Annotated in this window: 10 protein-coding genes; 4 read left to right on the forward strand and 6 right to left on the reverse strand. The window is 64.9% G+C overall.

What is annotated here, in order from left to right; translation table 11 throughout:
- Positions 1 to 252 precede the first annotated feature (252 nt).
- The gene (locus AC6H34_RS08015) at positions 253 to 2181 is read left to right on the forward strand and encodes a hypothetical protein (RefSeq protein ID WP_497538433.1); all 1929 of its coding nucleotides are present in this window, start codon (positions 253 to 255) and stop codon (positions 2179 to 2181) included.
- Positions 2182 to 2268: 87 nt separating this feature from the next.
- Positions 2269 to 3891 carry a PEP/pyruvate-binding domain-containing protein gene (locus AC6H34_RS08020; protein WP_497538434.1) on the forward strand — a complete coding sequence of 541 codons (1623 nt, stop codon included), beginning with the start codon at positions 2269 to 2271 and terminating at the stop codon, positions 3889 to 3891.
- Positions 3892 to 3903: 12 nt separating this feature from the next.
- Here the strand turns inward: AC6H34_RS08020 and AC6H34_RS08025 are convergent, their stop codons facing one another.
- The gene (locus AC6H34_RS08025) at positions 3904 to 5079 is read right to left on the reverse strand and encodes a TIGR02281 family clan AA aspartic protease (protein ID WP_497538435.1); all 1176 of its coding nucleotides are present in this window, start codon (positions 5077 to 5079) and stop codon (positions 3904 to 3906) included.
- 219 nt (positions 5080 to 5298) lie between these two features.
- Here AC6H34_RS08025 and AC6H34_RS08030 point away from each other — a divergent pair, with 219 nt between their 5' ends.
- A complete protein-coding gene (locus AC6H34_RS08030; RefSeq protein WP_497538436.1) occupies positions 5299 to 5859 on the forward strand; it encodes an invasion associated locus B family protein in 561 nt (186 codons plus the stop codon).
- A 39-nt stretch (positions 5860 to 5898) separates the two neighbouring features.
- Here the strand turns inward: AC6H34_RS08030 and betA are convergent, their stop codons facing one another.
- From betA to betI, 3 genes are all read right to left on the reverse strand, one after another.
- Entirely contained in the window at positions 5899 to 7557 is a 1659-nt protein-coding gene (betA, locus tag AC6H34_RS08035; protein ID WP_448150480.1) for a choline dehydrogenase, read from the reverse strand.
- Positions 7558 to 7642: 85 nt separating this feature from the next.
- The gene (betB, locus tag AC6H34_RS08040; RefSeq protein WP_497538437.1) at positions 7643 to 9106 is read right to left on the reverse strand and encodes a betaine-aldehyde dehydrogenase; all 1464 of its coding nucleotides are present in this window, start codon (positions 9104 to 9106) and stop codon (positions 7643 to 7645) included.
- Positions 9107 to 9123: 17 nt separating this feature from the next.
- The gene (gene betI, locus AC6H34_RS08045) at positions 9124 to 9756 is read right to left on the reverse strand and encodes a choline-binding transcriptional repressor BetI (protein ID WP_497538438.1); all 633 of its coding nucleotides are present in this window, start codon (positions 9754 to 9756) and stop codon (positions 9124 to 9126) included.
- 243 nt (positions 9757 to 9999) lie between these two features.
- Here betI and AC6H34_RS08050 point away from each other — a divergent pair, with 243 nt between their 5' ends.
- The gene (locus AC6H34_RS08050) at positions 10000 to 10212 is read left to right on the forward strand and encodes a hypothetical protein (RefSeq protein WP_448150477.1); all 213 of its coding nucleotides are present in this window, start codon (positions 10000 to 10002) and stop codon (positions 10210 to 10212) included.
- A 199-nt stretch (positions 10213 to 10411) separates the two neighbouring features.
- On the opposite strand, the gene AC6H34_RS08055 is transcribed toward AC6H34_RS08050, so the two are convergent.
- On the reverse strand, positions 10412 to 10813 hold the full coding sequence (locus tag AC6H34_RS08055) for a F0F1 ATP synthase subunit epsilon (protein WP_497538439.1): 402 nt from the start codon (positions 10811 to 10813) through the stop codon (positions 10412 to 10414).
- A gap of 169 nt (positions 10814 to 10982) precedes the next feature.
- Entirely contained in the window at positions 10983 to 12413 is a 1431-nt protein-coding gene (gene atpD, locus AC6H34_RS08060; protein WP_448150475.1) for a F0F1 ATP synthase subunit beta, read from the reverse strand.
- Between the last annotated feature and the right edge of the window lie 33 nt (positions 12414 to 12446).

The following is a 12446-nucleotide window of genomic DNA, read 5'->3' on the forward strand; positions in this document are numbered from 1 at the left end:
GGGAAGACAAGCCCGTTCCGTCGGCCAATTCTCCCATCGCGCGAGCCTCCGGGACTCGCGCCTTCACTGTCGATGCTGCTGCGCTGATGGCGTTCACATAATGTTTCCGGCGGGAAAAAGCGAGGATTTTCCTGCATCCACCCCATTTCGTCCTTCGGACCCGTTTCTGTGACGAATGGATGAATGATCTGGGACAAATCGGGCGGCGACCGGTCGTGCTTTGCTGCGTTCGACCAGTGAGGACGCCCGGACATGAAATCCCAGATCATCGAAGAACTCGGACAGAGCGATATTCTGCTTCCCTCCCTCATCGCCGAGGGGCTGCATGCCAATGATCGCGTCAAGGCGCGGCTCAGCGTGCTGCAGGCCGCTGCCAGCCGCGTGAGGGCGCCGGAGGCAGCTCCCTTCGATCTGAGCCAGGATTGCCGCACGGCTGGCCTCGACACCGTCGCCATGGAGGCCCTTGTCTCGCATGCTCGCCTTCTGGCCGACGAGAGGATGATGGCGCCCGGCCTTTCGGGCCTCGTCGAGGCGATCTGGGAGGATATGGCGGCGATGATCCGCCCCATCGCGACCGGCGAGGCCGCGGACGGCCAGGCGGCAACCGGCCGGCTCGACACCATACGGAAGGGGACGTCGCTCGAAGCCGTCGACACCATGAGGCTTGCCGATGTCACCGGGCTTACCGGCCTGTCCGATCACGGCAGCGACAGCCTGCACCGGCTGGTGATGGACCTGCACAAGGCGTTGAACAAGCTGTCGGAAGCGCATGCGGAAGAGATCCTGGCAGGCGCCCATGTCTTCGGCTTGAGAAAGCGGGACCGCGCCGCCGTCGAGGCGTTCATGCGCGGCCTGGAGACGACCAGGAAGCTGAAATTCGACCACCCCGGCCTTTCGACCGTCGCCAGCCAGTCCGAGGGCCGGCTGACCATCCAGAACGACATCGGCGAGACCGACGCCCATGTCGTGGTGATTGCGGTAGAAGATGACGCGGTGACGGTGACCTACACGGACGTCCACCTCGCCCGCGCACGTTTCTTCACCGGCCTGCTGCGGGATTTTCCCGTGAAGTGGAGCGGCCTCGACCGCAAGAGCGCCGACGGCCTCGGCGACGACGGCGTGTTCTACCTCGTGAGCGGGCGCTGCAAGACCTCGGATGCCGAAAGCAGGGATGCCTTCCTGGCCGGTGTCGGCGCCTCGCTGGTCTTCCTGATCGACTGGAACAAGGCGCGCAAGCGGCTGAAGGCGTGGCTGCCCAAGCCCGATACCATCCGCCTGCTCGACTGGGCGGCACGCGAGCGCGTCGGACATCGCGGCTTCCTCGAACTCGGCGGCAGCGCCTTCGTCGCGGCCGCCGTGCATCACGCCACGCCGACACGCATCGGTTTCGGCGAGCGGCTCGACGAGGTGCTCGGTCGCGAGGCCGCGATGGAATTCCTGAAGACGGTGCTGCGCGTCTCGGCCGAGGCTCTGCTGGAGGGGAGGACCGCCCGTTCGGCGCGTGACAGAATCGAGGCGGACCTGGTGGGGCGCCTGGAACGGGTGGACGCCACACTCCTCGCCATCGTGATCCGCCAGTCCGGGCTCGCCCGTGAGATTGCTGCCACCCTGGCGCATTTCGTCGCGGAGAGGCAGGCGGAACGGCCCATCGACCAGGCTCTGCTGGCTATGAGCGCCCGGCAGATCGAGGAGAAGGCCGACAGGATAGCCCTCGATGCCCGCAATGAGATCGCACGCTTCGACGCCGACCGCTCCATCGAACGGCTGGTGAACTGCATCGAGGAAACCATCGACGAGCTGGAGCAGGCGGCCTTCGTGGCCTCGCTGGTGCCCGAGCAGCTTCCGCCGGATCTGCTGTCTCCGCTTGGCCAGCTCTGCGCCGCCGCCGTGGCAGGCACCGAGGCGGCCGCGAGCGGGGCCTGCGCCGCCACCCTCGTGCCCGACGGCCACCAGGTCGACGCCGAGGATGCCCTTTCGGCCGTCGGCCGGCTGATCGAGGCCGAGCATGCCGGCGACCGGGCGGAACGGGCCATCACGGCCACAGTCCTGCGCGGGGACTTCGACATGAAGACAGCACTCGGCGTCCTCGAACTGAGCCATGCGATCGAACGCGCCACGGACCGGCTGGCGGGTTTCGGGCATCTGCTGCGCGAGCATGTGCTCGCCGATCTCTCACGATAGAACCGCGTCCGTCCAGGCGCAGGCGCTATCTCCCTCCCACCTCTCGTTTCGACGCATCCTTGCGATTCTCCAGGAAGGAAGTCCACAATGCATATCGTTCGCATCGGTGACGGCTCGACCAAAACCCACTCCGCCGAGGCGGTCGGCGCCAAGGCCGCCAATCTCGCCCGCATGGCAGCTCTGGGTCTGCCGGTGCCGCCGGCCTTCGTGCTGCCTGTCGATCTGTGCGCCGCCATCGTCAAGCATGATCCGCAGGCCAGGCGGCGCCTCGACGAAGGCCTTGCGGAAGGCATCGCCTTCCTCGAGGAGAAGACCGGAACCAGGCTCGGCGACCGCCGCAAGCCCCTGCTGGTGTCGGTGCGCTCCGGTGCCGCTCGCTCCATGCCCGGCATGCTGGAAACGGTGCTCGACGTCGGCTGCACCCCCGCCGCGATCCAGGGTCTCGTGCGTGTCACCGGCCATCCGCGCTTCGCCTGGGACTGCCGCCGCCGTTTCCTCGAAAGCTATGGCAGCGTGGTGCTCGGCCTCGAGGAGGGACTCTTCGCTCGCCAGCTAGCCGACATCATCGCAGCCGAGGGCAAGAAGGACGTCACCGGCCTCGACAACGAGGCGCTCGAACGCCTCGCCGAGTCTTATCGCCAGATCATCGACGCGAGCGGCAACCTGCTGCCGGACGATCCGATGGAGCAGTTGCAGGCAGCGGCCCAGGCCGTCTACCGCTCCTGGACGAGTGACCGCGCCACGACCTATCGCCGGCTTGAGCATCTCGAATATCTTGAAGGAACCGCCGTCACCATCCAGGCGATGGTCTTCGGCAATCGCGGCCTGTCGTCAGGGTCGGGGGTCGCCTTCTCGCGAGACCCCTCCAACGGCGCAGCCCATCCCATGATCGACGTCCTCTTCGACGCCCAGGGCGAGGATGTCGTCTCCGGCAGCCGTACGCCCGAGACGGAAGCGGCGCTCGGCCGTTCGCTGCCGCAGGTGGCTGCTGAGCTCAGCCAGACCCTGACGCATCTCGAACAGGAGTTCAAGGACGTGCAGGATGTCGAGTTCACCATCGAGCAGGGGCGGCTCTGGGTCCTCCAGACCCGCTCCGCCAAGCGGACGCCCCTCGCCGCCCTGCGCATTGCGATCGACCTGGTCAAGGAAGGCGTGATCGGTCCGGAACAGGCCCTGCTGCGCCTGAAGGGGCTGGATTTCGATACGCTGACCAGCAAGCGTCTTGCCAGGGTCTCGGAAGCGGCGGGGCACGGCACGGGCGCCTCGGCGGGCGTAGCCGTCGGACGGGCCGCCTTCGACTCGGCGAGCGCCGCGCGCCTCGCGGAGGGTGGCCAGCCCGTGATCCTGCTCCGGCCCGACACAAGCACCGCGGACGTCGCCGGCTTTGCGGCATCGGCGGGGATCGTGACGGCAATCGGCGGACGCACCGCCCACGCGGCCTTGGTGGCGCGTCAGATGGGCAAGCCCTGCATCGTGGGCTGCACGATGCTGAGGATCGATGCAGCGAAGCGCCAGGCGCATCTGGGCGAGGCCGTCATCGGAGAGGGTGATTGGCTCTCCATCGACGGCGCAGCCGGCTCCATCCATCTCGGCCAGGGACAGGTCGTCGTCGACAAGCCCGACGCCGAACTCGCGCAGGTGGAGGAATGGCGAACGGCCTCGCACAAGCGAAAGCCCCGCGCCAACAAGGAGGCGTTGGCGGCCTCGTGACGGGATCAGCCGTCAGAGCGCATTCCTGGCCTTGAGCAAGAGCTCCCTGTCGGTCATCGTCACGTTGAAACGGGCGAGAAAGGACATGCCAATCAAGCCGTCGACGCCGCTGCCCAGCGAAGGCTTCTGAACCACGAGGGTGACCTTGCTCGCCTGGGCATGGCCGAGCTTCACGCTATCGGCCGTGCCGAGCGCGGCAACCATCTGGCCATTTGCGGTTTGGACGGTGACTGGACCCGTGCGGGTCATGTCGATCCTGGCCTTGTGCGCGAAATCCTCGGTGAGATCGACGAAGGTGGCGCCGGTATCGACGATGAAGGTGCCAGGCGTGTTGTTCACCTGAGCCTTGACCAGGATGACGTCGTTCGCCGAGCGAGGAAACCGGTCGGTGCCCCTGGTCGTATCGTTGTCGCATCTTCCCCTGGCCGAAAAGTCTCCGACCATCTTCGTCGTCTGCGCGGTGTCGCGCTCCGCCGGATCGCCCAGCACCCAAGTCTCGATCGCGGTGATCGCGTCGCAGGAGCGGCCGAGATGATCGTAGATGTTGGCGAGTTGGAAGAAGACCGTTGAATTCATGTCCTTCGGACTGCCGAGCAGCTCGATGGCATTGATGTAGAAGGGCAGTGCGTCGGCCCATTGCTCCTTGGCATTGGAAGCCTGGCCGCGCAGATACTGAATCTGGGCGTTATAGGGACTGGTCTTTACCAGTTCATCGCCGAGTGCAACGACCTTGTCGTAGTCGCCGAGGCCGAAAAGAAGATCGGCGGCGCGATAAAGCTCGCCATCCGTATTCTTGCAGACCTTGGCGAACCCCTCCAATGCTTCCGCCGAAGCACGGACCTTGCCGGCATTTTCGAGCTCGACCGAGAGATTATATATGCCCGTACGGTCGCAGGGTTCGTCGCGCAGCTTCAGCAGCGCGGACTGCACTTTGTCCTGATAGGCGATACTGGCATCAAGGGGGGCAAGGCCGAGATGCTGGTAGACAGCGCTGAAATCGTCATTGCCGCCGCTGCCGAGCGCTCCGGCGACCGATTGCCGGCCAAAATTCAGAAGGCCGCCGAGGTCACGGTGGTAATAGAGGCCACCACAGATCAGGATAGCGAGTATGGCGAGGCCGATGATCGACCCTCCCGCCCTTTGCCGGGGCGGCGGGCCGCCGATGCGGTCATGTTTGTCAAGCTGCATGGGATCATGAAACTATATTGAAGGCCCTTGCGATTGTTGTTTCGCGTCGCTGGGGAATTTGCAACTGCAAATCATGCCTTCGGTGGAGGCGAACGGTCACGGAACCGCGGGGCTGGCGTCCGGCAGGGTCCTGTCTCAACGCCTTGATCCGCAAATTCCTGTTGCATCCAAGGCGGCGCGATGCTGAGAACTGCGGCCGGGCTGTTCGGAGAGAAGTGCATGTTGGTTCGCAAGGCGGTTTCGAAGTACCTCCTCCGTTTTGCCCCGGTCTTCCTTCTCAGCTTCGGCGCCGCACCTCTTGCGACGGCCCAGGACACGCCGAACACGCCGCCCCCTCAATTCGGCGAATGGCAGATGCAGTGCGATCCGCCGCAGGGGCCCGCAAGGCAATGCGCGCTGGTGCAGACGGCAAGCCCTGGCGGGAATGTCGGCCTTTACGCCGATGTCCTGTTGATCAAGCTGGAGCAGGGCAAGCTGCTCATGCGCATCATCGCTCCTCTCGGCGTGCTGGTGCCGTCAGGCGTTGGTCTCAGCATCGACGGAAGCGACGTCGGCACGACCGGCTTCAGCCGCTGCTACATTTCAGGCTGCCTCGCCGACGTCCTCGTGGACGACGCCTTGCGGAAACGGCTCGTTGCAGGCAAGGACGCCGCTCTCACGATTCATCAGACGCCCGATGCCTCGCTCGACTTCGCCTTCAAGCTCGATGGCGTGACCCAGGGCCTGCCCGCGCTTCCGCCCCCGCCGAAGCCTCCCCGGGCAAAGGCCGGCAAGCCCTGAACTTGGGAGCCCCGACGAGCGGCTCACATCTGGACAACCTCACCTCTGCTTCGTCTGCCAGTCGCCCGAGACATAGAAGGGCGCGTTGGAAGGCGGCAGGATGGCCTTGCCAAGGATATGGTCGGAGGCTTTTTCCCCGATCATGATGGAGGGCGCGTTGAGGTTGCCGTTGGTGATCAGGGGTATGATCGATGAATCGGCCACGCGCAGTCCCTCGATGCCGACGACCCGGGTTTCCGGATCGACCACCGTCATGGGATTGGCGGGATCGCCCATCTTGCAGGTTCCGGAAGGGTGATAGGCGCTCTCGACGTGCTGGGCGATGAAGGCATCGATCGCCTCGTCCGACGTGATTTCCGCGCCTGGCTGGATTTCCCGGCCCCGATAGGGATCGAATGCCTTCTGCTGGAAGATCTCGCGCGTCAGGCGGACGCAGGCGCGCATCTCGGTCCAATCGTCGGGATGGCTCATATAATTGAAACGGATCGACGGCGCTTCCCGGACGTCCTTCGATTTCAGGCGGATATGGCCGCGGCTCTTGGAGCGCATGGGGCCGACATGGGCCTGGAAGCCATGCTCGCTGGCGAGGGAGGCCCCGTTGTAGCTCACCGCCATCGGCAGGAAATGATACTGGATGTCGGGATAGGCAATGCCGGCGCGGGAACGAATAAAGCCGCAGCTCTCGAAATGATTGGTGGCGCCCAGACCCGAGTTGCGCAGCAGCCATTCCATGCCGACCATGGCCTTGGCGAGCGGATTGACCACGGAATAGAGCGTGATCGGCTGCGTGCTCGCCATCTGGAAATAGAATTCCAGATGGTCCTGCAGGTTCTCGCCCACCCCAGGCAGATTATGCAGGACGTCGATGCCGAGGCCCTGCAATTCTGCGGCCGGGCCGATGCCGGAGAGCTTGAGGAGCTGGGGATCGTTGATCGGACCGGCTGAGAGAATGACCTCGCGCCGCGCCCTGACGCGCTTGAGTTGCGAGCCCTGCCAATATTCGATGCCCACCGCCTTCCGGCCTTCGAACAGGATGCGGCTTGCCAGCGCATGGGTCTCGACAGACAGGTTGGATCTTTTCATAGCCGGCTTAAGATAAGCATTGGCAGCCGACCAGCGACGGCCCTTGTAGACCGTCATGTCCATGCGGCCGAAGCCTTCCTGCCGATAGCCGTTCACATCCGGCGTGGCGGCGTAGCCCGCTTCGGCCGCCGCATCGATGAAGGCCTGGTAGAGCGGGTTCCTGAGCCTGCCATAGGAGGTCTTGAGAGGGCCGTCCGCGCCGCGATATTCGTCGCCCCCCTCCTCGCGCCCTTCGGCGCGCTTGAAGTAAGGCAGCACGCTCGCATAGTTCCAGCCCCGCGCGCCAGCTTCCACCCATGCCTCGTAGTCCATGGCGTGGCCACGGATGTAGACCATGCCGTTGATCGACGAGGATCCACCGAGCACCTTGCCGCGCGGCGTGTGCAGGCTGCGCCCGCCGAGCGCCGGTTCGGGCTCGGCATGATAGCGCCAGTCATATTTGGGCGAGTTCATGGGAATGGAAAGCGCGCTCGGCATCTGGATGAAGACGGAGCCATCCTTGCCGCCGAACTCCAGCACCTTCACGGTGTGCTTGCCATCCTCCGTGAGACGGCTCGCCATCGCGCATCCCGCCGAACCGGCGCCAACGATGATGTAGTCGAAAATATCGGTCATGGTTGCCTGGGAGCGCGGACATCCTGTCCGCTCTTGGAAGCGTTGCGTTCGCAAATGGGGGGCGGGCTGGATGTCCGCACCCCGGTCAATACGGCGCGTCTATGTCCCCGAGGGCCACGTAGACGCTCTTGATCTGCGTATAGTGCTCCACGGCCGCCTTCGAATTCTCGCGTCCCAGGCCCGAGAGCTTCACCCCGCCGAAGGGCAGTTCGATCGGGGTGACATTGTACTGGTTGATCCAGCAGGTGCCGGCTTCCAGATTGGCGATCACGCGGTGGCCGCGCGCCAGGTCGCTGGTGAAGACGCCGGCTGACAGGCCATACTCGGTGTCGTTGGCGCGGGCGACGACCTCCTCCTCATCCTCGAAGCTCAGGACCGTCATCACCGGCCCGAAGATCTCCTCGCGCACGATCGTCATGTCATCCTGGCAGCCATCGAAGATCGTGGGAGCGACGAAGGCTCCCTTCGCCAGCGCCCCCGCGGTGACGCGGTTACCGCCGGTGAGCACGCGCGCGCCCTCCGCCTTGCCCTTCTCGACATAGGACATGACCTTTTCGAGATGTTCCCGGCTGACGAGGGAACCGACGTGGGTGCCGGGGTCGAGCGGATCGCCGATCACCATCTTCTCGGTGCGAGCCTTGAGCCTTGCCAGGAATTCGTCCTTGACCTTGCTGTGCACGAAGACGCGGGTGCCGTTCGAGCAGACCTCGCCGGCCGAATAGAAATTGCCGAGCAGGGCGCCCGAGACGGCATTGTCGAGCTTGGCGTCCTCGAAGACGATCAGGGGAGACTTGCCGCCGAGTTCCAGCGTGACGTGCTTCAGCGTTCTTGCCGCATTGGCCATGATGATGCGGCCGGTGCCGGCTTCGCCCGTGAGCGATACTTTCTTGATGGCCGGATGATCGACCAGCGCCTTGCCGACGCGGGCGTCGCCCTGCACCACGTTGAACACCCCGTCAGGCAGGCCGGCCTCCTTGAAGGCCTCGGCAAGCCAGGGCGCCGTCAGCGGAGTGACTTCGGAGGGCTTGAAGATCATGGCATTGCCGCAGGCCAGCGCCGGAGCGGACTTCCAGCAAGCGATCTGGATCGGATAGTTCCAGGCCCCGATGCCGGCGACGACGCCGAGCGGCTCGCGGCGCGTATAGCCGAAGGCCGCGGGACCGAGATCGACATGCTCGCCCGTCAGCGTCGCCGCGATGCCGGCAAAATATTCCAGGCAATCGGCGCCCGACAGCACATCGACGGCGATCGTCTCCTGGATCGGCTTGCCGGTGTCGCGTGTCTCGATCTCCGCCAGGGACGCATTCCTCTCGCGCAGGATATCGGCCGTGCGCTTGAGGATGCGGCCTCGCTCTGCGCCCGTCATGCGCGACCAGATCCTGAAGCCGGCCCTGGCGGCCTCCACGGCCCTCTCGATATCCGCGTCGCTCGCCTGCTCGATCTCGGCGATCGTCTCGCCGGTAGCCGGGTCGATCGAGGGGAAGGTCTCGCCCGAGGTTGCATCGACGAAACCGCCGCCGATATGATTCTTCACAAGGCCGTAACGCATGCTTCTTGTCTCCTTTGCTACCGGCCGATGCCGAGCAGCATGAATTGACTGTCGACGAAGGCGCTGGCGACCGAGCGGGCCGTGCGTCCATCCGGATCGTTGGCGAGGGTGGCGCGCAGCCACAGGCCGTCGATCATCGAGGCGATCGTCTCGGCGAGCGAGCGCGCGGGATCGCGCATCAGGATCGGGCGCAGCGCGTAGGAAAGGTTCGTGGCGAGCCGGCCATGATAGGCACGCTGTACGCGGGCGAAGTTGGGCGAATGCGGCACCTGCGCCCAGAAGGCGAGCCAGACCGTGCCGATGCCGCGCTCGAACTGGCTGGCACCGAGCATGGTCTCGATCACCGCCTGCACGCGAGCCCTCGGCGTTGTGGCATCGCGCATGCGGGCGGCAGCGCCGCGGGACAATTCGCGGGCAAGGTGGCGCAGGGTCGCCTCCAGCAGGCCGTCCTTGTCGCCGAAATAGAAGGACACCAGCCCGGTGGACACATCCGCCCGGCGAGCGATCTCGGCGATGGTGGTGGCATTGAAACCCACTTCCGCGATGGCGACGATGGTCGCCTCGATCAACTGGCGGCGTCGAATGTCGCCGGCATCGACGCGGCGAAGCCTGACGGGACGATTGGACGGGGTCGGATGAGTGCTTGGCATACAACCACAATATTTTGAACGTTCAATCAGTCAAGGATAGATCATGAGCACAGTGCCGATTGTGACGCCTTCGATCTCGACGAACGGGCATCCTATCCCTGCGTGGTCGCTTTCTCGTAGTATCGGTCACGGTCGGGTTGGCGATGCCCACGCACCCGGACGTCGATTCCTCTTTCCCTTTTGCCGCGAAGTCGGGCTATGCTGGCAAACCTGCGCGAACTCAAGAAGGGGAGGAACACCTGAATGCGCGACAAGACCACCGAGGGCCAGCTCGTACCCGGGTTGAATGTCATTGAGACGACGGAGACCGACAACATTCTGCGCTGGGACGGCAACATGGTCTATGTCGAGCACAAGGTGTTCCACAATGGGCAGGTCGTGCACGAGCGCTACCGGCGTCGCGTGACGCCCGAGGTCGCGAGGGCGCTGCTGGCGACGATCCAGCTCAACGGGTAACCTCCCCGGAACGCAGGCATCTCGGCCTGCTGCCGGAAGCTCGCTAATCGTCGCGTGGGACTATGCCGGCAGGGTGCCTGCTGTCCCGCGCAACGGCTGGAGTCGGTATGCCGTGCTGCGGTGAAGCGCTTTCCTCGGCAGGCGGCAAACAAAAAGCGCGCCGAAGCGCGCTTTGAAGAATCTCTATAGCGACGCCGGCTCAGGCGAGCGACCGCTGCAGTTCCTTCAGCTGGCCGACCTTGAGGTCGGCGCTGGCCTTAGCAACATCGCCGGCGGCGACACTGGCTTCGCTCTCAGCCGCGGCGATCTCGCTCCGGAGCTTCTCCGCCGTGAGTTCCTCGACCGCGATCGCCTGTTCGGCCAGGATCGTGAGGCCGTTCGGGTTCACATCGGCGAAGCCGCCGCGAACGAACAGGCGGCGGGACGATGCCGCACCCGTTTCCTTCACGACTATCACGCCCGGGCGGATGGTCGACATTACCGGCGCATGCAGGGGCAACACCTCGAAGTCACCCTCGCTGCCAGGCACGACGACGGAATCGACGGGGCCGGAGAACAACAGCTTCTCAGGCGTTACAAGTTCGAATTGGAAGCTGGCCATCGGGCAGTCCTTGCGCTGAAACCTTCACCCCCCGTGAAGGGAGGTTCGGACGGAGTCCGGGGTGGGATGATTTTCTGCGACCCCACCCGAGCCTGAATTTCGAGGGTGGCGGTTCTCACCCCACCCCCGCCTTTCACAGGCCAATCCTCCCTGGAGGGGAGTAGCGAGCTTACGCGGCCTCGGCGGCCAGGCGCTTGCCCTTCTCGACAGCCTGCTCGATCGTGCCGACCATGTAGAAGGCGGCCTCGGGCAGGTAGTCGTACTGACCGTCGACGATGCCCTTGAAGCCCTTGATCGTGTCGTCGATCGCCACCTGCACGCCCGGCGAGCCGGTGAACACGGCAGCGACGTCGAAGGGCTGCGACAGGAAGCGCTCGATCTTGCGGGCGCGAGCCACGGTGAGCTTGTCCTCTTCAGACAGCTCGTCCATGCCGAGAATGGCGATGATGTCCTGCAGGGCCTTGTAGCGCTGCAGGATCTGCTGGACCGAACGGGCGACGCCGTAATGCTCCTCACCGACCACGGCCGGGCTGAGCATGCGCGAGGTCGAGTCGAGTGGATCCACCGCGGGATAGATGCCCTTTTCAGCGATCGAACGCGACAGCACGGTCGTGGCGTCGAGATGGGCGAAGGAGGTTGCTGGCGCCGGGTCGGTCAAGTCGTCGGCCGGCACGTAGATGGCCTGCACCGAGGTGATCGAACCCTTGGTGGTGGTGGTGATGCGCTCCTGCAGGGCGCCCATGTCGGTGGCGAGCGTCGGCTGGTAGCCCACGGCCGAAGGAATACGGCCGAGGAGCGCCGACACTTCCGAGCCGGCCTGCGTGAAGCGGAAGATGTTGTCCACGAAGAACAGCACGTCCTGGCCCTGGTCACGGAAGTTCTCGGCGACGGTGAGGCCGGTCAGAGCGACGCGGGCGCGGGCGCCCGGCGGCTCGTTCATCTGGCCGAACACCAGCGCGCACTTCGACTGGATGCCCTTGGGGTTGTGCGGATCGTCGTTGACGCCGGCTTCGATGAACTCGTGATAGAGGTCGTTGCCTTCGCGGGTGCGCTCGCCGACGCCGGCGAACACAGAGAAGCCGCCATGGGTCTTGGCGATGTTGTTGATCAGTTCCTGGATGAGCACGGTCTTGCCCACGCCGGCGCCGCCGAACAGGCCGATCTTGCCACCCTTGGCATAGGGAGCGAGGAGGTCCACGACCTTGATGCCGGTCACGAGGATCTGTGCTTCGGTAGACTGCTCGGCGAAGCTCGGAGCCGGCGCGTGGATCGGACGCAGACCTTCGCCGTTGACCGGGCCCGCCTCGTCGATCGGCTCGCCGATGACGTTCATGATGCGGCCCAGCGTGGCGCTGCCGACCGGCACCGCGATCGGCGAGCCGGTGTCGGTGACCGGCTGACCACGGACCAGACCTTCGGAGATGTCCATGGCGATGCAGCGGACGGTGGACTCGCCAAGATGCTGGGCGACTTCCAGCACGAGGCGCTGGCCGTTGTTGGTGGTCTCAAGCGCGTTCAGGATCTCCGGCAGATGATCGTCGAACTGCACGTCGACGACGGCGCCGATGACCTGCGCAACGCGTCCGGTCTTGTTGGCCATGGGGTTCTCCAAAGTCTCTCTAAGTCTTGAAAC

The organism is Labrys sp. ALF-8 (genome assembly GCF_059699065.1).